This window comes from Ruegeria sp. AU67 (assembly GCF_900312795.1).
GTDB classification, from domain to species: domain Bacteria; phylum Pseudomonadota; class Alphaproteobacteria; order Rhodobacterales; family Rhodobacteraceae; genus Ruegeria; species Ruegeria atlantica.
In genome coordinates this window covers 114,290-136,790 of the sequence record NZ_OMPH01000030.1, presented here as the reverse complement: position 1 = coordinate 136,790, position 22,501 = coordinate 114,290, and the positions used below count along the sequence as shown (strand labels likewise).

The window sequence follows — 22,501 nt, the reverse complement described above, 5'->3', positions numbered from 1 at the left end:
CCTCAGGTCGGGCTGTTTTCGCGAAAGTACTCCCACGCGTCCACTTCGGTGCCGTCGGGCAAGATGCAGATGCCGATCTGGCCGCCTTCGCCATCGCGGATCTCGTAACGATTGCCACTTTCAACGCAAAAGGTTGCTGCCGGGTTCGCCAGCTGGGTGGATGAGCCGTTTGAAGCAGGCTGGTCGCAGGCCGAAAGTGTGGTCAGGCTAGCGGCGGTCAGAAGGGCAAGGCGCATGGGAAATCTCCGGCATAATGTGCTTTGGCGGTTTATTCTGCCAGCTTAACCACTTGTGCTTGAGAGATACCACACTTAGGACAGTTCGAATGAGGATACTTTTTCTGGGTGACGTGATGGGCCGCGCCGGACGCGCGGCCATTCAACAACATTTGCCGCGTCTGCGCGACGAATGGCGGTTGGATTTTGTCGTGGTCAATGGCGAGAACGCATCAAACGGGATGGGTCTGACCGGGGATCACGCCAAGCTGCTGCTGGATGCCGGGGCCGATTGCCTGACACTGGGCGATCACGCGTTCGACCAGAAGGACATGTTGCAATTCATTGAAAGCGAACCCCGGATCGTGCGCCCGGTGAACTTTGCCAAGGGCGCGCCGGGCAGGGGCCACCGGTTGTTCACCGCGCCCGGTGGGCGCAAGATTCTGGTGGTTCAGGTGTTGGGGCAGGTCTTCATGAAGCGCCCCTTCGACGATCCGTTTTCGGCGATTGAACCAATCCTGAAATCGCATCCGCGTGGCGGACAGGCACAGGCCGTGATCGTTGATATGCATTGCGAAGCCACATCCGAAAAGATGGCCATGGGCCACTATTGCGACAAACGCGCCAGCCTTGTTGTGGGCACGCATACACATGTGCCAACCGCGGACGCGCAAATCCTGCCGGGTGGCACGGCCTATCTGACGGATGCGGGCATGTGCGGCGATTATGACTCGGTCATCGGCATGGATAAGCTGGAACCGATGCGCCGGTTCATCACCGGTATGCCCAAGGCCCGGTTCACTCCGGCGAATGGCGAGGCCACGCTGAGCGGAGTGTTCGTTGAAACCGACGACCGTGACGGTCAGGCGAAATCTGTTCAAATGGTGCGCGTTGGTGGGCGGCTACAGCAAGCTGGCCCACAGTAAGGGCACGTCAGGCTTGCTCTGTCGCGCGCAATGCGTGAAACTGCCTGACGGGCGCGTAAGCCAGGCCAGGGTTCGGACAGAATACCAAGAATGCAATTCCTTCAACTGACAGAAATGGGAAGCGCGATACTGGCGCTGTTGGTCGTTGCAGGCATGTTCATCATGTTCCTGCGCGAATCCTATCCGACTGAAGTGGTCGCAATCGGTGGCGTGGCCGTGATGCTGGTGACGGGCATTCTGCCTTACCAAAGCGCACTTGCCGTTCTGTCAAATCCGGCCCCTTGGACGATTGCCGCGATGTTTATCATCATGGGAGCATTGGTGCGTACCGGAGCACTGGACGCATTCACATCGACCGCGCAAAAACAGGCACAGGTAAGTCCCAAAGTCGCAATCGCGACGCTGATGGCCTTTGTTGTCTTTGCCTCGGCGGTGGTTTCAAACACGCCCGTGGTGGTCGTCATGATCCCCGTATTCGTTCAGATCGCACGGACGCTTAACGTGTCGGCCTCGAAACTGCTGATCCCGCTTAGTTACGCGGCCATTCTGGGTGGTACGCTGACCTTGATCGGGACTTCGACCAACCTGTTGGTTGATGGTGTCGCGCGGTCCCAGGGGATGGCTCCGTTTACGATCTTCGAGGTCACGCCGCTGGGCATTGCGCTAGTCATTTACGGCATGTTCTACCTGCGGTTTGTCGCGCCGCGCCTACTGCCGGAACGGGACAGCATGGCATCCATGCTTAGCGACCGGTCGAAGATGAAGTTTTTTACCGAGGCTGTCATTCCCCCCGACAGCAACCTGATCGGGCGTGAGGTGACGGGCGTGCAGCTGTTCAAACGTCCTGGCGTGCGCCTGATCGACGTCGTGCGCGGCGACGAGTCGTTGCGGCGCAACCTCAAGGGCGTCGCTTTGAAAGTTGGCGACCGTGTCGTTCTTCGGACTGAGATGACGGAGCTGCTGAGCCTGCAAACCAATAGAGAACTCAAGCGTGTCGATCAGGTCTCGGCGGTTGAGACGAAAACGGTCGAGGTGCTGATCACTCCAGGCTGCCGCATGGTGGGGCGGACGCTGGGCGCGATGCGTTTACGCCGTCGCTATGGCGTCTATGTGCTGGCGGTGCATCGGAGAAACCAGAATATCGGGCGGCAATTGGATGATCTGGTCGTGCGGGTCGGTGACACGCTGCTACTGGAGGGTTCACCTGCAGATATCCGGAAACTGGCTGCTGATATGGATATGGTCGATGTGACCCAACCTTCGGCCCGTGCATTCCGCCGAAGCCACGCCCCGGTTGCGATTGGTGCGCTGGTCATGATCGTTGTGCTGGCGGCGCTGGGTGTTGCGCCCATCCTGCTGCTGTCGATCCTGGCTGTTGCGATAGTTTTGATTACGCGCTGCATCGACGCGGATGAGGCGTTTTCCTTTGTCGAAGGACGATTACTGGCCCTCATCTTCTCAATGCTGGCCATAGGTGCGGCCCTGGATAAATCCGGCGCAGTTTCCTTGATTGTCGAAGCCGTGGCGCCCGGTCTTGGTGCCTTGCCACCATTCCTGATCATCTGGGCGGTATACTTGCTGACCTCTGTGCTGACAGAGCTGGTGTCGAATAACGCTGTGGCAGTTGTGGTGACGCCGATTGCCATCGGTTTGGCGCAGGCAGTGGGCGTTGATCCGCGTCCTCTGGTGGTGGCGGTCATGGTGGCGGCCTCGGCTTCATTTGCGACGCCGATCGGATATCAGACCAACATGATGGTTTACGGCCCCGGTGGGTACAGGTTCACAGATTTTCTGAAGGTTGGCGTGCCGCTGAATCTGACCGTGGGTTTGCTGGCTTCGCTGTTGATCCCTCTGATCTGGCCGCTTTGAGTTCGGCACGGAACCGCTGGTTTTCCGGCGAAGTCCTTGTAAAATCAGAACCTCATACAATGTTTTGAATAAGTGATTTTGCGAAAAGGAGCACGCCAATGCTCAAGACCGGATATACTGCGCTTACGGTTGCGGCCACATCAGCCATGCTGAGCAGCGCGGCCATCGGCGGAACGATCGAAGGCACTGCAGCATATCGCGAGCGTATCGCCGTACCTCCGGATGCGACGCTTTATGTGCAATTGCAAGACGTCTCGCGCGCGGACACACCGTCGGTGACCCTATCGGCAAAGCGCTATGCGCTGACGGGAGTGCCAGCACAATTCGAGCTGAGCTATGACGACGCCCTTATTCAAGAGGGGATGCGCTACGTGGTGCGTGGTTCGATCTTTCAGGGCGACAAGCTGTTGTTCACAACCGATACTGCCTACCCTGTTCTGACGAATGGGGCCGGGAACACGACCGATCTGATGCTGGTCAAAGTACAACCGCCCGGAGCAGCCGTGCTGGAGAATACCAACTGGACTGCAACCGGCCTGAATGGCGCAGCACTTGAGACCGAAAGGCGCCCCGCGCTTTCATTCGCCAATGATGGCGCGTTCTCAGGCAGCGGTGGATGTAACCGGTTTTCCGGCCAAGCCGAGATTGCGGGCAACAATATTGAATTCCCCGACAACATGGCCGCCACCCTAATGGCCTGTCCGCCCCCACTGGATGAAGTTGAGCGGCAATTTTTCAAAGCCCTACAAGGGGTGACAGCATATGCGTTCAAAGGCGATACGCTGGTGTTGCTGGACAGTGCTGGGCAATCCGTCGTTCAGTTTGCCCGTGAACAGTAGGGTTTAAGGGGCCGTCACGCGACGGCCCTTGACCGTCCGGCATTGCGGCCGGAGAAAATGCAGCCGCCTAGAAATGAACCTTCGAGCGCGTTGTAGCCGTGATAGCCACCGCCGCCAAAACCCGCGACCTCTCCGGCTGCGAATAGGCCGGGAATGACCTTGCCGTCTGCGCCCACCATCTGACTGTCCAGATTGGTCTGAAGCCCACCCAGCGTTTTGCGCGTCAGCACGTGCAGTTTCACCGCGATCAGCGGGCCATTGGCCGGATCAAGGAACTTGTGCGGCCTGGCGGTTCGGATCAGTTTGTCACCACGGTAGTTGCGCGCGGCCAGAATGGCGGCCATCTGCGCATCCTTGGTGAACGGGTTGTCGATCTGGGAATCCCGCGCCTCGATCTGGGCGCGTAGATGCGCCTCATCGATCAGCCCTCCGCCCAGATGGTTCATGCCGTTAACAAGCTCGGTCAAGGTATTGGCGACGATGAAGTCTTCGCCGTGCTCCTTGAACGCCTCGACCGGAGCGGTGGCCTTGGACCCGGTCAGAATGCGTTGGAACAGAACCTCTTTCCAACCACCGTCCGTCATGTCGGGGTTCTGTTCAGACCCGGACAGGGCGAACTCTTTTTTGATTACCTTCTGGGTCAGGACGAACCAGCTGTATTCATGACCGGTTTTCAGGATTTCCTTCAGCGTACCCAAAGTATCAAACCCCGGCAGGCACGGCGGTTTCAACCGGTTGCCTTCGGCGTCGAACCACATTGAGCTCGGGCCGGGCAGAATGCGAATACCGTGTGATGGCCAGATCGGATTCCAGTTACGCACGCCTTCGGTGTAATGCCACATCCGGTCGCCGTTAATCACATGACCGCCAGCCTTTTCGCTGATGCCGATCATGCGTCCATCGACGTGGAATGGCACGCCTGCAACCATGTCCTTTGGCGGCTCGCCCAGACGGTCGCGCGGCCAGCTTTTGCGCACCATTTCAAAGTTGCCTCCGATGCCACCTGACGTGACGATGACGGCTGGGGCGTAAAATTCGAACTCGCCGACCTCATCACGGTTGGTCTTGGCGCCGTGGGGTGCGGTGTCGTCTGCCAGAACTTCGCCCGAGACGCCTTTGGCAGCGCCGTTCTGCATGATGATGTGGCTGACTTGATGGCGGAATTTAAGCTCGATCAACCCGTTGCTGACATGGTCACGCACTCGGCGTTTGAAATGTTCCAGAACACCGGGGCCGGTGCCCCAGGTGATATGAAAGCGGGGCACAGAATTGCCGTGACAATCCGCATATGATCCACCGCGTTCGGCCCAGCCGACTATCGGAAACCAGCGCAGGCCCATGTCATGCAGCCAAGGGCGCATTTCGCCGGCGGCAAATTCAACATAGGCCTCGGCCCATTTCCTGGGCCATGCGTCCTCGTCACGATCGAACTGCGCACTGCCCATCCAGTCGCGCAGTGCCAGATCGTAGCTGTCTTTGATGCCCATGCGCCGCTGTTCCGGCGTGTCGACCATGAATAGGCCGCCGAGACTCCAAAACGCCTGACCACCGAGGAAATGGGCGGGCTCCTGATCGACCACGATAACCTTCTTGCCACGGTCGCCCAGTTCGGCAGCGGCGGCCAACCCGGCAAGCCCAGCCCCCACGACGATGGCATCAGCAGTATTGTTGGTCATGTCATGTCCTTTCAGCGGCGGCGGAACCAAAGGATGAAGGGCAGGGCCACAACATACATCGTAATTCCGTATACAGCCGAGGGCAGGGCCAACGGGCTGAACCCGCTTTCCGTCGCCGTGATCAATGCAGCCAGTGTAATCCCAAGTGTCGAGTTTTGTATGCCGGTTTCGATGGAAACAGTCTTGCTTTCGTTCCACGACAGGTTTGCGGCACGCGCCAGCCCTAGCCCGATCAGCAAAAGCGCGATGTTCAACGAGATCAACCCAGCGCCCATGACGCCGAGGTTGTCGACAAACAGCTGCCAATTTCCAGCCAGAGCAGCCACAACGATCAGCACGAACAATACGGTCGCAAGCTTGGACAGCGCGGGCTCGATCCGTTTTGCAAAATCTGTTGCAAAGCTGCGAAGTGTGACGCCAAGCGCCACGGGTAGCGATGTGATCAGGAACATGGCGATTGCAAGCCCTGAGATGGACACCTCGGGTGCCGCATCGCCCATGAAATAGTTCACTGACCAGGCGGCAAGAAACGGCACGGTAACCATCGAAAGCAGGCTGATGACGGCAGTCAGGCTGACCGACAGGGCAACATCACCCTTTGCCAGTTTCGACAGGATGTTGCTGGTCACACCGCCGGGGCAAAAACTGAGGATCATGAAGCCGACAGCGATCTCGGGTGGCAACGCAAAAAGTGTGACCGTGACAAAAGCCGCGACCGGCAGCAACACAACCTGGCACAATGCACCGATGGCGAAAGGATAGCGCCGGCTAAGGACACGGCGGAAATCGGCGACTTCGAGCCCAACGCCCAGAGACAGCATGATAATGGCCAGCGACAGCGGCAGGCCGACACTTATTAGAAGATCCAAGAACAACTCCTCCCAAAGCCGTTCGGGCCACCCTAAGCGAGCGGTCGTGGATCAGGCAATAACGCCGTTGGGTCACCCATAGCGTTCGGCAAATCTGCGGAGAATTTCGGCCGGTTGCGTGACGTCCGCAGCAAGGCAGATATCGATCAGGCGCTGGGCGTCTTCGGGCGGAAAATAGCCGTGGTTCTTGTAGATATTGATGCGCTGCTCAAAATCGCGCGCGTCCGCCTCGGGGTGGAATTGTGTGGCATAAACATTCTGCCCCCAGCGGATCATCTGAAACGGGCAGGCGTCCGAGGCCAGCAGGTGGATGCACCCGTTCGGCAGCGCCTGCACGGCCTCTTTGTGGCCCACGAAGGCGTCGAATGTTCCGGTCAGCCCTGCCGTTAGCGGGTCTTGCGCTCCGTCTGCAGTCAGGTGGCAGGTCGAAGGCCCGACGGGTTCGCCGAATTTCTCTTTGCTGACGTCACCGCCAAGATGGGCAGCCAGAATGCCCAGCCCATAGCAACAGCCCATGAAGGGATGATCCTGCGCGATGATCTGCGGCATCAATCCCATGATGGCCGCCTCGGTACGTGCATCGGTTTCCGATTTGGTTGCCGGATCGTCACTGACGCATCCCGGTCCACCGCCGACGATCACCCCGGAATAGTCCGTGACATCCAGATCCGCAGGTAAGTCCTCGCAATCCAGGCGAATTCGATGGGTTTGCTCGGGTTTCAGCCCGGTTTTATCCAGGATCGAGGCATATTCGGCATCCGAAGCATCGGTTTCCGGGCGCAGTTGCAGGATCAGAAATCGTTTCATGATTGGCTCTTAACCGTCAAAGAGGCCAGAAGACAAGGATGGCGGGAATGGAAACGGCGATGATCAGGATTTCCAGCGGCAACCCCATGCGCCAATAATCACCAAACTGATACCCTCCGGGCCCCAGCACCAGCGTATTGTTCTTATGTCCGATCGGCGTCAGGAACGCGGCTGACGCAGCAACGGCAACCGTCATCAGGAACGGGTCGGGTGAAACCTCAAGCGTGCGGGCCATCTGGATACCGACCGGAGCCGCAACAATGGCGGTAGCCGTATTGTTCAGCACGTCCGATAGGGTCATGGTGACCACCATAAGCACAGTAAGAATGGCCCAGGCAGGCAGCCCGTCGGTTAACTGAATCAACGCATTCGCAATCAGTTCTGTACCGCCTGACGTCTCCAACGCGCTGCCTAGCGGGATCATCGAGCCCAGCAGAACGACAACGGGCCACTCGATATGATTGTAGATATCGGCAATCGGCATGATCTTGGTCAGAACGTAGGCGACAACGACGAGCCCCAAAGCGATGGGCAGGTAGATCAGCCCGACACTGGCCGCCAGAACAGCTGCACCAAACAAGCCAATGGCAAGCCACGCTTTTTCGTTGGCGGTGACGTTCAGACCGCGTTCAGCAAGTGGCAAACACCCCAGCCATTCGGTCACATCGGCACTGCGGTCACGTGGGCACAGCAGCAACAGAATGTCGCCTGCCTCAATCTGAGTTTTACGGACCTGTTCGGTAATGCGACGCCCCTGACGTGAAATCCCCATCAAAACGGTGCTTTGACGCCAGGCCAATCCCAGGCCCTGCGCGGTGCGACCGGTGACGCGTGCGTTTAGCGGCACAACTACCTCAATCACTTCAAGACCGTCCCCTTCGGCGGTCAGCAATTCCTGACGGCGGGTATCTGAGAAATCGAGGTTCAGCGCGGTGCGAAATTCGTCCAGCGCCTCGGGGCGAGCCTCTAGCACCAATGCGTCGCCCGGTTTGATTGTCGCATGGGCCGACCGGCCATAGCGCCGTTTGCCATCTCGAATAAGGCCGATGATGGCCACGTCGGATTTTTCGGCGGCCTCATAAAGTTCGCTGACACGTTTTCCGATTTGCGGCGACTCTGGCGGGACCGTCAGTTCCGCGATGTATTCGGCAAGGGTTTCCGAGGCCTCTTCCTGTGTTCCGCGGCTGGGAATCAACCGCCATCCGACCAGCGCGACAAATGCCAGCCCGGCAATCGCTGCCAATCCACCAACGGGGGCGAAATCGAACATACGGAACGGTTCACCCAATGTCTCAGCCCGGATCGATGCGATGATGATGTTAGGGGGCGTTCCAATCAACGTGGCCATGCCGCCCAGAATAGTGGCAAAACTCAGCGGCATCAGGGTCAGGCCGACCGGTCGCCCCGCCTTGCGCGCGGTTTGGATATCAACCGGCATCAGCAGTGCCAGCGCGGCCACGTTGTTCATAAAGGCTGACAGAACAGCGCCAATCCCGCCCATCAGTGCGATGTGCGCGCCAAGCCCGCGCGAGGCATCGACCAGTGTGCGGGTGATCAGGAAAACAGCGCCGGAGCGCACCAACCCGGCCGAGACAACCAATACCAAAGCGACGATGATCGTGGCGGGGTGTCCGAACCCGGCAAAGGCGTCATCGACCGGCACAACACCCAGCGTAACTCCGATCAATAGCGCGGTGAAGGCCACAAGGTCGTATCGAAACTTCCCCCAAAGCAGCATTCCAAACACAGTGGCGAAAAGGGAAAAAAGAATAATCTGGTCTGTCGTCATGCGGCCACCATACCCTTCGCGGCGACTGTCGCAAGCCGCTCTCTTGATCCTTGGCCCCGCAAACGTCTATATGAGCGCCGAATACGCAATTACGATGACGAGGACGCAACATGGCAGGCCATTCCAAATGGGCCAACATCCAGCACCGCAAGGGGCGTCAGGACGCCGCGCGGTCCAAACTGTTTTCCAAACTGTCGAAAGAGATAACCGTAGCCGCCAAGATGGGCGACCCGGATCCTGAAAAAAACCCACGGCTGCGTTTGGCCGTGAAAGAAGCCAAGTCACAGTCGGTTCCAAAAGATGTCATCGACCGCGCGATCAAGAAATCGACGGCGGGCGAAGGCGATGAATACGAAGAGATCCGGTATGAGGGCTATGGCCCGAACGGTGTGGCGGTGATCGTCGAGACGATGACCGACAACCGCAATCGCACAGCTTCGACCGTGCGTTCGACTTTTTCCAAGAACGGCGGCAACCTGGGCGAAACCGGTTCAGTTGGCTTCATGTTCGAACGCAAGGGCGAAGTGGTTTATCCGGGTTCCGTCGGCGACGCGGACACCGTGTTCGAAGCCGCAATCGAAGCCGGCGCTGAAGATGTCGAAAGCTCGGAAGAAGGGCATATCATCTGGTGTGCAGATACCGACCTGAACGAAGTGTCGAGCGCCCTTGAAGCTGCGCTGGGGGAAACCGATTCCACCAAGCTGATCTGGAAGCCTACGACGACAACCGAGTTGGGTCTGGAAGACATGCAAAAGCTGATGAAGCTGGTCGATGCGCTGGAGGACGACGATGACGTTCAACGCGTGACGACGAATTTCGAAGCCACGGACGAAGTCATGGCTCAGCTCTGATCCGCATTGCAAGAAAAGCACGAAAAACCCGGTCTTTGGCCGGGTTTTCATTTTTGACACAGGGGGGTCTTGGCCGGTTGCGTGGGCCTGAGTACCATGGATTGATCAAACCCAAGTGGCGCGCCCTTTTGCGAGCCGAGGAACCCAAGCGCGCATATGACTGACAAGCCACTGGACACATCGAAAAGAAACGTTCCGGTCCTGGCTGGGCAAAGCATTCTGTCTCAGGTGGCGTGGACCCTAGGCAGCCCATCCGTGGTCTTGCCATTTCTGGCCGTATCGCTTGAGCTTCCGATGTACATAGCCGGCGCGCTGGTGTCGGTGCGGATGGTTGGCAGCATGATCTCGGATGTTTTCCTCGCGTATCCCATCGCAGCGCGTGACCGCAAGAAACGTGCAATCGCGATGACTGAGGTCGCAATCGGTGCCTGCCTGATTTTGGCTTTGTTGGTGGCCTCAACAGGTGTCGTTCCGGTCATAGGTGTGGCCTTTGTCGCGGCGTTTTTTATGATCGGTTTGATCGAAGAAATTCAGTCGCTGATGTATACCGATCTGCTGGGCGATCAGGTGCGCTCCAAATCGCGGATGATCATGCATTATCTGCAGCTGGGGGTGGGTGGATTGGGCGCAATCGGATTGGCGTTGCTGGTTCACGAGATCACCAAAGAAAACCCACCGTTTTCGCGCCATTCCGCAGTCATCGCCGTTTCGGTAACATTCTTTGTCCTATCCGGCCTGTCGATTCTAATGATGTCCGAAACCGCCGGTCCCACCCAGGAACAGGGCGCGCAACGGGTCAAGAAGCGAAAGTTCCTGGATAACTTCACCGATATCGCCGCAATGTTCGATCAGCACTGGTTCCGCCGTTACATGATCATGCGCATGCCGCTTGTTGTCGTATCCCTGTCCGTACCGTTCTTTGCGCTGATCGCAGCCGAAGCGCACCACGATTCGGCCAGAGGGCTGACGGCGATGATCGTGTCGTCGGCGTCGGGGTATCTTGTATCTGCCCCACTGTGGCAATTGGTGAACATGAAATCGCATCGCGCCGTGATGGTCACCGGGAACCTGATGGTGGCACTGACGGGCGGTGCGCTTTTGTCCGTGCACTTTCTGGGCATGGACCATGACGTTCACTTACACGCCATTGCCTTGTTCGTTGTCACTGTTGCGGTGACAGGGATCAGCAGTGCCCGCAAGCTGTACTTCCTGGACGTTGCCCCAAAAGATCAGAGGGTCAAAGGTGCCGCAGCGATCAAGAGCATTTGCCGGATCTCTGGCGTATTGCTCTCGGCCGCGTTGGCAGGCGTTGCGCATTTGCACGAGGTCGCCTGGGCAATCGCCTTCATCCTCGCCACAAGCGTTTTCGCGGCGGTCGCCTGTTACCGTGTTGTTGTACCCAGCGAGAAAAAAGCGGTTCAGTCCTAGTCTGCCGTGTCAGCAGGAAGCAGGGCACCATTGGCGGCGCGTTTGACTGCGTCAGTCAGCGGGGCCAACGCCGTGGATAGCACACGACCCACCTGCCAGGTCAGCCCTACGTCAAGACGCGCGCCCGGTACCAAAGGGCATAACCGGCCGTCTTCCAGCGCTGAGAGCGCAAGGTTTTCCGGATTCATTCCCCAACCAATCCCCGCAATGGCCGCTTCTACAAATCCCTGAGAGGACGGCAGGAAATGCGAAGGGGGTGATAGCCGTTGACCTGTCTGCCGGGTAATCCAGGCTTTTTGCAGTCCATCCTTGCGGTTGAATGTCAAACAGGTGGCGCGGGACAACGTCTCGACATTTACACCGTCCGCGAACCATTTGCGCATGAAATCGGGGCTGGCCGTGGGGATGTACCGCAGGGCGCCAAGGGCGACGGCGTCGCTGCCTGGGACTGTATCACCTCCGACCGTTATGGCGGCGCTGACCTCTCCGCGCCTCAACCATTCCGCCGAATGATCCTGATCGTCAACGACCAGATCGAACAGCAGGCCGTCGACCTGAGACATGACATTGATGAACCACGTCGCCAGAACGTCGGCTGGCACGGCGACGCGCACGCGCGCAGGGCCGTTGGTTTGATCAAGCGTCAGTTCGCGGGCCAGATGCGTCTCTAGTAACCCGATGTCCTCAGCGTGTTGAGCGATACGCAAACCCATCGGAGTGCCCGTGCAGGGCGTTCCGCGATTGATCAGGGTTGCGCCGACAAGGTCTTCCAGCGCTTTGATCCGCTGTGAAACCGCGGAAGGCGTAACCGCAAGTTCTGAAGCGGCCGCGTCAAAGCTACCATAACGCAGGATGGCAGACAGTGCGGACAGGTGGTTTGGATCCAGTAGCATTAGACAAACTTAATTCAGGTCAGTTTCTTTAATTTGATAGATGCTTGGTAAGCAAGTAGTCAACGCCTCAGACTTTCGGAGGTTTCATGTCCACATCCTTGATTGCAGGCTTTGTGCTTGGCTTCAGCCTGATCCTCGCCATTGGCGCGCAAAACGCCTTTGTTCTGCGTCAGGGATTGCGGCGCGAGCACGTATTCCCACTGTGCCTGACTTGCGCGGTGTCTGATGCCATTCTCATAGCCGCCGGCGTTGCGGGTTTCGGAACATTGGCGCACGCCTTACCTTGGTTCGAGACCGTCATGCGGTATGGCGGGGCGATCTTTCTGATGTGGTACGGTTTGCGCAGCCTGAATTCGGCCTGGCGCGGCGGAGCGGTGATGGAGATCGGTGAAGGGAAACGGGTCAGCCTGAAATCTGTTCTGCTGACCGTTCTTGCGTTCACATGGCTGAACCCGCATGTCTATCTGGATACAGTTGTGCTGATTGGGTCAATCTCGGCGCAGTATGAGGATCGGCTGGCCTTTGCGCTTGGGGCAATGACGTCCAGCTTTGTGTTCTTCTTTTCGCTGGGCTACGGGGCAGGGATGCTGTCCCCGATTTTTGCAAGACCACGGGCGTGGCAGGTGCTGGATTTAATAATCGGCGTGGTCATGCTGGCAATTGCTGCAAAGCTCGTATTGATGTGACGGGTTGCCTCTGCCAAGTATTCGGTGTTCAACCGTTAACATGTCAACTTTAACCGACCAACACCGCCCCGTGGCTGGCATGCTCTGGATGTTTTCGGCAGGCTTGTCGTTTGTGGTCATGACCGCGTTGGTAAAGTCGCTGGGCTCCACGATGGACCCTACGCAGGCTGCGTTCCTGCGCTTTGCCTTCGGCTTGATCTTTCTGTTGCCAGCGTTGCGCCTGGTGTTGAAAACCCACCTTACACGCAACCACATCGTATTGCTGGGGACACGCGGTGTCGTCCACGCATTTGCAGTGATGCTGTGGTTCTTCTCGATGACCCAGATCCCGCTGGCCGAGGTTACGGCGATGAACTACATGACGCCAGTCTATGTCACGCTGGGGGCCGCGTTGTTTCTGGGCGAGAAGCTGGCCATCCGTCGGATCGCCGCGATTGGCGTGGCACTGGTTGGCGTTCTGATCATCCTAAGGCCGGGTTTTCGTGAGATTTCACTGGGTCATATCACCATGCTGGGCACGGCCCTGACCCTGGGCGGATCTTATCTGATCGCCAAAGTGCTTGTGCGTGATCTGCCGCCGTCGGTCGTTGTGGCGCATATGTCGATCTGGGTGACCATTGCCTTGATCCCCTTTGCGATTGCAGTTTGGACCACGCCCAGCTTGCGCGACCTCGGCGTGCTGTTTCTAGTGGCCAGTTTTGCCACGGCGGGCCACTATTTCATGACGATCGCACTTAAGGCGGCCCCGGTCGCGGTCACACAGCCGGTTACGTTCCTGCAGCTGATCTGGGCCACCCTGTTGGGCGCGCTGGTGTTCAACGAAAGCATCGACATTTGGGTTGTCGCGGGTGGTACGGTGATTCTGTTGGCGGTCAGTTTCATTGCCTGGCGCGAAGCGGTTTTGAACCGCAGCAGCTTGACGACCCCCAGTATCGCACCCAAACTCTGACCGTTGACGGTCGCATGAAACGTTATTGATTGACGAGTCAATAAAAACCCCTTAGCGTTTTCTCAAATACGCAATGAGGGGATAGCGATGCCGAAACTCGGAATGGAGCCAATCCGCCGTGACGCGATCGTCAAGGCAACAATTGCCGAGCTCGGGTCGAAGAAATCCCTTGATGTAACGGTCAGCCAGATTGCCAAACGGGCAGGCATGTCCAGCGCACTGGCGCATCATTATTTCGGTGGCAAAGATCAGATATTTCTGGCCGCCATGCGCCGTATCCTGTCGGACTTTGCCGACGAGGCTAGGCAGGAGCTGAAGAATGCTGTCCCGCAGGAGCGCGCGCAGGCCATTATCCGGGCCTGTTTTGCACCATCGTGTTTCACTCCGGACGTCATCGCTGCGTGGATGACATTTTACGTGTTGGCCCAAACCAATGATGACGCATTGCGCCTGTGGCAAATCTACCAGGCACGCATCCGGTCGAACCTGACCCACGCCCTGCGCCCGTTGCTGGGCGATCCGGCCGAGGCGGCCGAAAACATGATCGCCCTTATCGACGGGTTGTACATCCGCGCCGCACTAAGCGCCCCGGAGGAGCCGCAACTGGCCGTTAACCACGCAATGCGTGTCCTCAACACTCTGCTCGAGGCTGAAAAATGACAAAACCGAACATTCTGATCCTGATGGTGGATCAGCTTAACGGGACCCTCTTTCCAGACGGTCCCGCTGACTGGCTTCACGCTCCGAACCTGAAGAAGCTGGCTGAGCGGTCGACCAGGTTTGCCAATGCTTATACGGCTTCGCCGCTTTGCGCGCCGGGGCGGGCCAGCTTCATGTCCGGTCAGCTGCCTTCGCGCACGGGTGTTTATGACAACGCCGCAGAATTCCGCAGCGACATCCCGACCTATGCGCATCATCTGCGTCGTGCGGGCTACTACACCTGCCTGTCCGGCAAGATGCACTTTGTCGGCCCCGATCAGTTGCACGGGTTCGAGGATCGCCTGACCACTGATATCTATCCGGCTGATTTCGGTTGGACGCCGGATTATCGCAAGCCGGGCGAGCGTATTGACTGGTGGTACCACAATATGGGTTCGGTGACGGGCGCAGGCGTGGCCGAAATATCTAACCAGATGGAGTATGACGACGAGGTCGCTTACAACGCCAAGGCCAAGCTCTATGATCTGGTGCGCGGCAAGGATGACCGCCCGTGGTGTGTGACCGTCAGCTTTACCCACCCGCATGATCCTTACGTGGCGCGCCGCAAGTATTGGGATCTGTACGAAGACTGCGAGCACCTGCAGCCCGAGATTGCAGACATTGGCTATGACAATCAGGATCCGCACTCAAAGCGTATCTTTGATGCCAATGATTGGCGCAGCTTCGACATCACAGAAGAAGACATCCGCAAGTCGCGCCGCGCGTACTTTTCCAATATCTCGTATCTGGACGACAAGATCGGTGAAATCCTCGAGGTGCTGGAAACAACCCGGCAAGAGGCGATCATCATGTTCGTCTCGGACCACGGCGACATGCTGGGCGAGCGGGGCCTGTGGTTCAAAATGAACTTCTACGAGGGGTCGGCACGCGTGCCGTTGATGATTGTCGCGCCGGATATGCCGGCAGGCCGTATCGACACACCGGTTTCGACAATCGACGTCACGCCAACCCTTGGCGCACTGGCGGGTGTAGATATGGCCGAGATCGCGCCGTGGACCGATGGCGAAGACCTTGTGCCACTGGCCAATGGCACCGAACGGACTGCTCCGGTGAAGATGGAATACGCGGCCGAAGGCTCGTATGCGCCGCTGGTTTCGCTGCGCTATGGCAAGTGGAAATACAATCGCTGCGCACTGGACCCAGATCAGTTGTACGATCTTGAGGCTGACCCGCATGAGTTGGAAAACCTCGCGGAAAACCCCGAACACGCAGGCACACTGGAAACTTTGCGCGCGAAATCTCAGGCGCGTTGGGACTTGGATAAATTCGACGCGGATGTCCGTGCCAGCCAGGCGCGCCGCTGGGTTGTTTACGAGGCGTTGCGGCAGGGCGGGTATTACCCATGGGATTACCAGCCACTGCAGAAGGCATCCGAGCGCTACATGCGCAATCACATGGATCTGAATGTCGTTGAGGAAAACGCCCGCTACCCACGCGGCGAGTAACCTCTTCACCTTTTTGAAAATACTCCTGCCGAACGGTTCAAAACGCAGTTCGGCAGGATATGGAGACCTGAAAATGGAAGCAGATTTCGTCATCGTCGGCGCAGGATCCGCAGGTTGCGCGATGGCATATCGCCTGAGCGAGGCCGGGGCCTCGGTTCTGGTGATCGAGCATGGCGGGACCGATGCGGGCCCGTTCATCCAGATGCCAGCGGCGCTGAGCTATCCGATGAACATGCCGATGTATGACTGGGGTTACAAGTCCGAGCCCGAGCCGCACCTGAATAACCGCGAACTGGCCTGCCCGCGCGGCAAGGTGATTGGCGGCTCGTCTTCGATCAATGGTATGGTCTACGTTCGTGGCCACGCGCGCGATTTCGATACATGGGCCGAGATGGGCGCCGATGGCTGGTCCTTTGCGGATGTTCTTCCGTACTACAAACGCATGGAGACCTGGCATGATGGTGGCCACGGTGGTGATCCGACATGGCGTGGAACCGATGGGCCCCTGCATGTCTCGCGCGGCCCTCGCGAGAATCCCCTGTTTCAGGCTTTTGTCGATGCGGGTCAGCAGGCGGGGTACGAGGTTACCGGCGACTACAACGGTGAAAAGCAGGAAGGCTTTGGCCCGATGGAACAAACCGTCTGGAAAGGACGGCGTTGGTCGGCGGCGAATGCCTATCTGAAACCTGCGCTCAAGCGCGACAACTGCGATATCGTGCGCGGACTGGCCTCAAGGGTGGTTATGGAAAATGGCCGCGCAATTGGAGTGGAATTGATCCGAGGTGGCAAGACTGAGGTCATCTGCGCTCGGCGCGAAGTGGTTCTGGCAGCATCATCCATCAACTCTCCCAAACTGCTGATGCTTTCCGGTATCGGACCAGCAGCGCATCTGGCCGAGCATGGGATCGAAATTGTGGCGGACCGTCCGGGTGTGGGTGGCAATCTGCAAGACCACCTGGAGCTTTATATCCAGCAGGCATCCCTACAGCCCATCACACTCTACAAACACTGGAACCTGATCAGTAAAGGCCTGATCGGAGCACAATGGTTGTTCACAAAGACCGGGTTGGGTGCATCAAACCAGTTCGAAAGTGCGGCATTCATCCGATCAAAGCCGGGCGTGGAATATCCTGACATTCAGTACCATTTTCTGCCGATCGCCGTACGCTACGACGGTCAGGCAGCAGCTGAAGGTCATGGTTTTCAGGCGCATGTCGGGCCGATGCGCTCGCCCTCGCGCGGGGCGGTCTCACTTCGGTCGGCCAATGCCGAGGACGCGCCTGTGATCCGTTTCAACTACATGAGCCACGAGCAGGATTGGGAAGATTTCCGCACCTGTATTCGCCTGACACGCGAGATTTTCGGGCAGGATGCGTTCAAACCGTATTCCGGTAAAGAAATTCAGCCGGGTGCGGACGTGCAGTCTGACGAAGCGCTCAATGCCTTTATCGCGGAACATGCCGAAAGCGCGTATCACCCTTGTGGAACCTGCCGGATGGGTCGGGCTGATGACAAAAACGCTGTGGTCGATCCCGAGGGGCGCGTTATTGGCGTGGACGGGCTGCGCGTTGCCGACAGCTCCATCTTCCCGCAGATCACCAATGGCAATCTGAACGCGCCATCTATCATGGTGGGTGAGAAGATGTCCGATCATCTGCTGGGTAAGAATGCCCTGCCAGCAGCCAATGACCAACCTTGGATTAATCCCCAATGGGCGGTTGCACAGCGATGATCGAAAGAATGATTTGATCCGCGTCAAAGCTTGACGGGGCCGGGACGAATAGACTTGAATCGTAACGACATATTTTCAGGAGCGAACAGGAATGTCCCACACCCCGCACGAACTGGCCGAAGAGTTTCCGGACAAGGTTGAGCTGATGAGCCAGCTTAAGCAAACGGACGCTCATTTTTCACGGCTGGCGGACGAGTATCATGAGATCAACCGCGAGGTTCATCGTGCCGAAACCAATGTCGAACCGATGGATGATATCGCTGAGACAGATCTGCGTAAAAGACGTGCGGTTCTGAAAGACGAGATCTGGGCGATCTTGTCCAAGTCCTGAGAAATGGCGGGGGCTCTGCCCCCGTCGCGACGAGCCGCCACGCCCCCGGGATATTTTTAGGCCAGGTGAAGATCAGGTGACTTCATAGGGCAAGGTACCGCGGGTATGGGCGTCGATCGTCAGGCGTCTTTCCAATGGCGGGACCGATCGCTGATGACAATTCGGCCGCTCGCAGATGCGGCAGGATATGCCAATTGGCTCGTAAGCGTTGGCGTTGTTGAAATCCAGATTGTCGGCATAAACCAGCGCCTCGGCGTGGCGCACCTCGCATCCTAGTGCAATCGCATAACGGCGCACAGGTGCGCCGAATGAGCCGCCTGATTTCGACACGTCCCGAGCCAAAGATATGTACTGAACACCATCGGGTGTTTCTGCCAGCTGCCGCAGGAAGTGGCCGGGCGTTTCGAAAGCGCGGTGGACGTTCCATAGGGGGCAGGCGCCGCCGAACCGGGCAAATTGCAGGCGCGTGGCCGAGTGTCTTTTGGTGATCGTTCCGGCCTGATCAACGCGAACGAAAAAAAACGGAATGCCTTTTGCGCCAGGGCGTTGCAGGGTCGACAACCTGTGCGCCACCTGTTCGATCGATGCGCCAAACCGGTTGCTAAGCAGTTCAAGGTCGTGACGATATTCCTGTGCTGTGGCCAGAAATTTAGCATAAGGCATCAGTGATGCGCCGGCGAAGTAATTTGCCAGCCCGATCTTGGCAATGGCACGGGCCTCATCGCTGTGAAATTTGGCAAAATCTAGCGTTGCTTCAAGAAGTTTGTCCTGACTGATCAGTGCAACCTGCAACAACAACTGAAACACCTGAGTTTGTGGTGCGGTTCTGGACGAAAGCTGCAGTGTTTTGTTTTCTGGGTCGTACTTTCGGGTTTCATCGATATCCGGGAATTGTACCCGGATGCCGCGCTCCGCGAGGCCGTCCAGGGCTGCGGCGCGTATGCCACCTGCATCCTCGGCGCGCCCGGCAAATCGTTCAGCCGCACGGTCCATCGCGTCGATATAGTTGTCGCAATAGTGGAAGAAGTCCCGCACTTCCTCCCATGGGCTGGCCTGGATTTGCGCGTCTTCGCGCCCCAATGCTTCATCAAGAGAGGCCAGGCGTTCATGCGTCTGACGATAGGTGCGGTGCAGGGCAATGAAGGCCCGTGCCAGAGCGGGTGCGTTTGAAGCCGTCAGGCGGAGATCGGCGAGCGGCGGAACAGCGTCGTCAAAGACCGGATCGGCCAATGCCTCGCGCATGTCCGAGACCAGGCGTTCACTGTCGCCGGTGCTCAACTCGGTGACATCCATTCCGAATTCTTGCGCCAGCGCCAGAACGACCGTGGTCGAAATCGGACGGTTGTTGTTCTCCATCTGGTTCAGATAGGGCAGGGAAACACCCAGTTTGGCGGCAAATTCCTTTTGGGTCAGTGACAAGCGTGTACGCATTTCACGCAGCTTTGCACCTGCATAGAGTTTCTGAGTCGCCATGTTGGGCCTTTGCAACTTTCCTAATTCGGTAAGCTAACTTTGCAAACCGCCCTAGGCAAGCCGTGTCAAAGGCCCAGTTGCCGTTCGCGTCGAATGACGGACAATATTGCGCATACTGCCAGGACCGAAGTTGCCAGCATCAACCACAGCAGGGGCATTGCTCCGGTTTCATGGGTTAGCAAGGCTCCTGCAAGCGCGCTGAGGCCCGCACCGCCGCCCAACATGATGGCGCCACTTAGTCCGGATGCCGTCGCGGCCAGATGCGGTCGCACCGAAAGCGCGCCTGAGGTTGCGTTGGGAATCGTCATGCCGTTTCCAATGCCAACAAAGGTCATGAAGCCAAAAAAGCTGAGCGCTGTTCCGAAACCGGCCAAAAACAAGATGGCGGACATTGCAACGCCTGCTGCGTTCATCCAGCAGCCCCAAAGTACCATTCGATTGACGCCGAAGTGAACGGAATAGCGACCGCTGAAGAAGTTGCCAAAAAAGTACCCTACGGCTGGGGCGCCAAAGTAGATGCCGACCTCGGCAGCGCTGAGGCCGAATAGTTCGGTGCCGATAAAGGGAGCGCCGCCCAGATAGGCAAAGAAGGCGCCAGACGACAGCGCGGATGACAGCGAATAGCCCCAAAATCGCGGGGAACCCAGCAGTTCGGGGTATTCCCGGAATTGTTGAAACAGTGTTTTGCCGCTCTTGGCTGAGGTTTCGCCAAAATCTAAGTAAGTTAGCACCAGCGTCATTACGCCAAGAACGAAGGGCAGCCAGAAGTTGGCTTTCCAGCCAAAGCTCTCCTCCAACAGGCCCCCGATCGCGGGTCCGATCATGGGGACAATGGCCATGCCCATCGTTACGTAACCGATCATCGACGCCGCCTGGTCCTGATCATATAGGTCCCGAACCGCCGCACGGCTAAGAACCATGCCGACCACGATGATTGCCTGACACATTCTGAAAACAAGAAAGACCTGGACGTTGGGTGCATAGATGCAGCCCAACGTCGCCACCAAAAAAAGGACCAACCCCCAAAGTAGAACGGGACGGCGCCCCGCCTTGTCGGCAATTGGTCCGATCAGGATCTGAAGCACCGCATTGACCAGCAGGTACAGGGCAATCGACAGTTGCATGACCTTGTAGTCGGCCTGAAAGTGCAGTGCCATATTGGGCAGGCTCGGCAAAAACAGATTGAGGCTGAGCGCTGACAATCCGGACAGCAAAACCAGAGTGGTAATTTTTGGAGGCGAGCGATGCGCCGACGAAGAACTAAACTGCATAGTTCACGTGTATAGTCATCACGGATAAGAATGCCATCCATCGCGCGTTTTGTGAGTGAAAATTAGCAAGTTTACAATATTCATCAAGATGATTGGATAATATTTGCAAATTTGCCGAAAGATACTTTGGTCTTGCGGCATCTGCGTATAGTGTCCGGCCAGATTTTACAGGGGATCATCGTTATGAAAGACATCCTTTCCGAACTTGAAGACCGTCGCGACAACGCGCGGCTGGGTGGTGGACAAAAGCGCATCGACGCACAGCACTCGCGCGGCAAACTTACTGCACGTGAACGGGTCGAACTGTTGCTGGATGAAGGCAGCTTTGAAGAATTCGACATGTTTGTCAGCCATCGGTGTACCGATTTCGGGATGGAGAAGCAAAGGCCAGCGGGTGACGGTGTCGTTACTGGCTGGGGTACCATCAATGGTCGCATGGTTTATGTGTTCAGCCAGGACTTTACAGTCTTTGGCGGCTCACTTTCGGAAACCCATGCTCAGAAGATCTGCAAGATCATGGATATGGCCGTTCAGAACGGTGCACCGGTGATTGGCATTAACGACTCGGGCGGGGCGCGAATTCAGGAAGGCGTGGCGTCGCTGGCTGGTTATGCCGAGGTGTTCCAGCGCAACATCATGGCGTCAGGCGTGGTTCCGCAGATCAGCGTGATCATGGGGCCCTGTGCTGGTGGCGCAGTCTACAGCCCGGCGATGACCGACTTTATCTTCATGGTCAAAGACACCTCGTACATGTTTGTGACCGGCCCCGACGTGGTCAAGACGGTCACAAACGAAGTCGTTACCGCCGAGGAACTGGGTGGGGCGTCGACCCATACCAAGAAATCCTCGGTTGCTGACGGAGCGTTTGAGAACGACGTTGAAGCATTGGCCGAGGTGCGCCGTTTGGTTGATTTCCTGCCGCTCAACAACCGCGAAAAGCCACCAGTGCGCCCGTTCTTTGACGAACCCGACCGTCTGGAAACCTCGCTGGATACATTGATCCCCGACAACCCTAATACGCCGTACGACATGAAGGAACTCATCACCAAAGTGGCGGATGAGGGTGATTTTTACGAAATTCAGGAGGATTTTGCCAAAAACATCATCACCGGGTTCATCCGGCTTGAAGGGCAGACAGTGGGCGTTGTAGCCAATCAGCCGATGATTTTGGCCGGTTGTCTGGACATCGACAGCTCGCGCAAGGCCGCGCGGTTTGTGCGGTTCTGCGATTGCTTCGAAATTCCGATCCTGACGCTGGTAGATGTGCCTGGTTTCCTGCCGGGGACGTCGCAGGAATATGGCGGAGTGATCAAGCACGGCGCCAAGCTGTTGTTTGCTTACGGTGAAGCCACGGTGCCAAAAGTTACCGTCATCACCCGTAAGGCTTATGGTGGTGCCTATGATGTTATGGCCTCCAAGCATCTGCGCGGCGATTTCAACTATGCCTGGCCCACGGCCGAGATTGCGGTAATGGGCGCAAAGGGCGCGACCGAAATCATCCACCGTGCCGATCTGGGCGATGCCGAGAAAATTGTGCAGCACACGCAGGATTATGAGGACAGGTTTGCGAACCCGTTTGTCGCGGCTGAGCGTGGCTTTATCGATGAGGTGATCATGCCTCAATCGACCCGCCGTCGCGTTTCGCGGGCCTTTGCCAGCTTGCGGAACAAGCACGTGAAAAACCCGTGGAAAAAGCACGACAACATCCCTCTTTGAGGGGATGTGCCAGGAA

The 22,501-nt window shown here is 57.6% G+C and carries 20 protein-coding genes; 12 read left to right on the top strand and 8 right to left on the bottom strand.

Annotated elements, in window-relative coordinates; all coding sequences use genetic code 11:
• Nucleotides 1-2 precede the first annotated feature (2 nt).
• Nucleotides 3-236 carry a DUF333 domain-containing protein gene (locus DK510_RS17470; protein ID WP_109313174.1) on the bottom strand — a complete coding sequence of 78 codons (234 nt, stop codon included), beginning with the start codon at nucleotides 234-236 and terminating at the stop codon, nucleotides 3-5.
• Between the two features lie 89 nt (nucleotides 237-325).
• Between DK510_RS17470 and DK510_RS17465 the strand changes: the two genes are divergently transcribed.
• From DK510_RS17465 to DK510_RS17455, 3 genes are all read left to right on the top strand, one after another.
• The gene (locus DK510_RS17465; RefSeq protein ID WP_109313173.1) at nucleotides 326-1,141 is read left to right on the top strand and encodes a TIGR00282 family metallophosphoesterase; all 816 of its coding nucleotides are present in this window, start codon (nucleotides 326-328) and stop codon (nucleotides 1,139-1,141) included.
• 90 nt (nucleotides 1,142-1,231) lie between these two features.
• Nucleotides 1,232-3,010, top strand: a complete 1,779-nt coding sequence (locus tag DK510_RS17460) for an SLC13 family permease (protein WP_109313172.1) — start codon at nucleotides 1,232-1,234, stop codon at nucleotides 3,008-3,010.
• A gap of 98 nt (nucleotides 3,011-3,108) precedes the next feature.
• Entirely contained in the window at nucleotides 3,109-3,849 is a 741-nt protein-coding gene (locus DK510_RS17455; RefSeq protein ID WP_109313171.1) for a YbaY family lipoprotein, read from the top strand.
• Nucleotides 3,850-3,863: 14 nt separating this feature from the next.
• Here the strand turns inward: DK510_RS17455 and DK510_RS17450 are convergent, their stop codons facing one another.
• From DK510_RS17450 to DK510_RS17435, 4 genes are all read right to left on the bottom strand, one after another.
• Complete coding sequence (locus DK510_RS17450; RefSeq protein WP_109313170.1) at nucleotides 3,864-5,525, bottom strand: FAD-binding dehydrogenase; 1,662 nt, start codon at nucleotides 5,523-5,525, stop codon at nucleotides 3,864-3,866.
• A gap of 11 nt (nucleotides 5,526-5,536) precedes the next feature.
• The gene (locus tag DK510_RS17445; RefSeq protein WP_109313345.1) at nucleotides 5,537-6,394 is read right to left on the bottom strand and encodes a bile acid:sodium symporter family protein; all 858 of its coding nucleotides are present in this window, start codon (nucleotides 6,392-6,394) and stop codon (nucleotides 5,537-5,539) included.
• A gap of 72 nt (nucleotides 6,395-6,466) precedes the next feature.
• Complete coding sequence (locus DK510_RS17440) at nucleotides 6,467-7,201, bottom strand: glutamine amidotransferase (protein WP_109313169.1); 735 nt, start codon at nucleotides 7,199-7,201, stop codon at nucleotides 6,467-6,469.
• A 16-nt stretch (nucleotides 7,202-7,217) separates the two neighbouring features.
• Complete coding sequence (locus DK510_RS17435) at nucleotides 7,218-8,990, bottom strand: SLC13 family permease (RefSeq protein WP_109313168.1); 1,773 nt, start codon at nucleotides 8,988-8,990, stop codon at nucleotides 7,218-7,220.
• A 110-nt stretch (nucleotides 8,991-9,100) separates the two neighbouring features.
• Here DK510_RS17435 and DK510_RS17430 point away from each other — a divergent pair, with 110 nt between their 5' ends.
• Both DK510_RS17430 and DK510_RS17425 read left to right on the top strand, forming a co-directional pair.
• Nucleotides 9,101-9,841: a YebC/PmpR family DNA-binding transcriptional regulator gene (locus DK510_RS17430; protein WP_058275643.1), complete on the top strand. Its 741-nt coding sequence runs from the start codon at nucleotides 9,101-9,103 to the stop codon at nucleotides 9,839-9,841.
• A gap of 156 nt (nucleotides 9,842-9,997) precedes the next feature.
• Complete coding sequence (locus tag DK510_RS17425) at nucleotides 9,998-11,269, top strand: permease (protein WP_109313167.1); 1,272 nt, start codon at nucleotides 9,998-10,000, stop codon at nucleotides 11,267-11,269.
• On the opposite strand, the gene DK510_RS17420 is transcribed toward DK510_RS17425, so the two are convergent.
• Nucleotides 11,266-12,162, bottom strand: coding sequence for a LysR family transcriptional regulator ArgP (locus DK510_RS17420; RefSeq protein WP_109313166.1), 897 nt, complete (start codon nucleotides 12,160-12,162; stop codon nucleotides 11,266-11,268). The genes DK510_RS17425 and DK510_RS17420 overlap by 4 nt on opposite strands.
• A gap of 86 nt (nucleotides 12,163-12,248) precedes the next feature.
• On the opposite strand from DK510_RS17420, the gene DK510_RS17415 reads away from it, so the two are divergent.
• From DK510_RS17415 to DK510_RS17390, 6 genes are all read left to right on the top strand, one after another.
• Entirely contained in the window at nucleotides 12,249-12,848 is a 600-nt protein-coding gene (locus DK510_RS17415) for a LysE/ArgO family amino acid transporter (protein WP_109313165.1), read from the top strand.
• A 40-nt stretch (nucleotides 12,849-12,888) separates the two neighbouring features.
• On the top strand, nucleotides 12,889-13,797 hold the full coding sequence (locus DK510_RS17410) for a DMT family transporter (protein ID WP_109313164.1): 909 nt from the start codon (nucleotides 12,889-12,891) through the stop codon (nucleotides 13,795-13,797).
• 87 nt (nucleotides 13,798-13,884) lie between these two features.
• Entirely contained in the window at nucleotides 13,885-14,457 is a 573-nt protein-coding gene (gene betI / locus DK510_RS17405; protein WP_108859390.1) for a transcriptional regulator BetI, read from the top strand.
• Complete coding sequence (gene betC, locus DK510_RS17400) at nucleotides 14,454-15,962, top strand: choline-sulfatase (RefSeq protein ID WP_109313163.1); 1,509 nt, start codon at nucleotides 14,454-14,456, stop codon at nucleotides 15,960-15,962. The genes betI and betC overlap by 4 nt, the downstream gene beginning before the upstream one ends.
• A gap of 73 nt (nucleotides 15,963-16,035) precedes the next feature.
• Nucleotides 16,036-17,694 carry a choline dehydrogenase gene (betA, locus tag DK510_RS17395; protein ID WP_109313162.1) on the top strand — a complete coding sequence of 553 codons (1,659 nt, stop codon included), beginning with the start codon at nucleotides 16,036-16,038 and terminating at the stop codon, nucleotides 17,692-17,694.
• A 91-nt stretch (nucleotides 17,695-17,785) separates the two neighbouring features.
• A complete protein-coding gene (locus tag DK510_RS17390) occupies nucleotides 17,786-18,025 on the top strand; it encodes a YdcH family protein (protein WP_109313161.1) in 240 nt (79 codons plus the stop codon).
• A gap of 72 nt (nucleotides 18,026-18,097) precedes the next feature.
• Here the strand turns inward: DK510_RS17390 and DK510_RS17385 are convergent, their stop codons facing one another.
• Together DK510_RS17385 and DK510_RS17380 are read right to left on the bottom strand one after the other, a co-directional pair.
• Nucleotides 18,098-19,498, bottom strand: a complete 1,401-nt coding sequence (locus DK510_RS17385; RefSeq protein WP_109313160.1) for a short-chain fatty acyl-CoA regulator family protein — start codon at nucleotides 19,496-19,498, stop codon at nucleotides 18,098-18,100.
• Nucleotides 19,499-19,563: 65 nt separating this feature from the next.
• Nucleotides 19,564-20,769 (bottom strand): multidrug effflux MFS transporter, encoded by a 1,206-nt coding sequence (locus DK510_RS17380; protein ID WP_109313159.1) that lies wholly within the window; start codon nucleotides 20,767-20,769, stop codon nucleotides 19,564-19,566.
• A gap of 183 nt (nucleotides 20,770-20,952) precedes the next feature.
• Between DK510_RS17380 and DK510_RS17375 the strand changes: the two genes are divergently transcribed.
• Complete coding sequence (locus tag DK510_RS17375) at nucleotides 20,953-22,485, top strand: acyl-CoA carboxylase subunit beta (RefSeq protein ID WP_109313344.1); 1,533 nt, start codon at nucleotides 20,953-20,955, stop codon at nucleotides 22,483-22,485.
• Nucleotides 22,486-22,501 lie beyond the last annotated feature (16 nt).

Excerpts from the sequence above, each read along its gene's own strand:
- DK510_RS17385 (WP_109313160.1), bottom strand. The coding sequence starts at position 19,498 with ATGGCGACTCAGAAACTCTATGCAGGTGCAAAGCTGCGTGAAATGCGT.
- DK510_RS17440 (WP_109313169.1), bottom strand. The coding sequence starts at position 7,201 with ATGAAACGATTTCTGATCCTGCAACTGCGCCCGGAAACCGATGCTTCG.
- DK510_RS17415 (WP_109313165.1), top strand. The coding sequence starts at position 12,249 with ATGTCCACATCCTTGATTGCAGGCTTTGTGCTTGGCTTCAGCCTGATC.
- DK510_RS17375 (WP_109313344.1), top strand. The coding sequence starts at position 20,953 with ATGAAAGACATCCTTTCCGAACTTGAAGACCGTCGCGACAACGCGCGG.
- DK510_RS17470 (WP_109313174.1), bottom strand. The coding sequence starts at position 236 with ATGCGCCTTGCCCTTCTGACCGCCGCTAGCCTGACCACACTTTCGGCC.
- DK510_RS17465 (WP_109313173.1), top strand. The coding sequence starts at position 326 with ATGAGGATACTTTTTCTGGGTGACGTGATGGGCCGCGCCGGACGCGCG.
- DK510_RS17420 (WP_109313166.1), bottom strand. The coding sequence starts at position 12,162 with ATGCTACTGGATCCAAACCACCTGTCCGCACTGTCTGCCATCCTGCGT.
- DK510_RS17390 (WP_109313161.1), top strand. The coding sequence starts at position 17,786 with ATGTCCCACACCCCGCACGAACTGGCCGAAGAGTTTCCGGACAAGGTT.
- DK510_RS17450 (WP_109313170.1), bottom strand. The coding sequence starts at position 5,525 with ATGACCAACAATACTGCTGATGCCATCGTCGTGGGGGCTGGGCTTGCC.
- DK510_RS17435 (WP_109313168.1), bottom strand. The coding sequence starts at position 8,990 with ATGACGACAGACCAGATTATTCTTTTTTCCCTTTTCGCCACTGTGTTT.
- betI (WP_108859390.1), top strand. The coding sequence starts at position 13,885 with ATGCCGAAACTCGGAATGGAGCCAATCCGCCGTGACGCGATCGTCAAG.
- DK510_RS17460 (WP_109313172.1), top strand. The coding sequence starts at position 1,232 with ATGCAATTCCTTCAACTGACAGAAATGGGAAGCGCGATACTGGCGCTG.
- betA (WP_109313162.1), top strand. The coding sequence starts at position 16,036 with ATGGAAGCAGATTTCGTCATCGTCGGCGCAGGATCCGCAGGTTGCGCG.
- DK510_RS17455 (WP_109313171.1), top strand. The coding sequence starts at position 3,109 with ATGCTCAAGACCGGATATACTGCGCTTACGGTTGCGGCCACATCAGCC.
- DK510_RS17430 (WP_058275643.1), top strand. The coding sequence starts at position 9,101 with ATGGCAGGCCATTCCAAATGGGCCAACATCCAGCACCGCAAGGGGCGT.
- DK510_RS17410 (WP_109313164.1), top strand. The coding sequence starts at position 12,889 with ATGTCAACTTTAACCGACCAACACCGCCCCGTGGCTGGCATGCTCTGG.
- betC (WP_109313163.1), top strand. The coding sequence starts at position 14,454 with ATGACAAAACCGAACATTCTGATCCTGATGGTGGATCAGCTTAACGGG.
- DK510_RS17380 (WP_109313159.1), bottom strand. The coding sequence starts at position 20,769 with ATGCAGTTTAGTTCTTCGTCGGCGCATCGCTCGCCTCCAAAAATTACC.
- DK510_RS17425 (WP_109313167.1), top strand. The coding sequence starts at position 9,998 with ATGACTGACAAGCCACTGGACACATCGAAAAGAAACGTTCCGGTCCTG.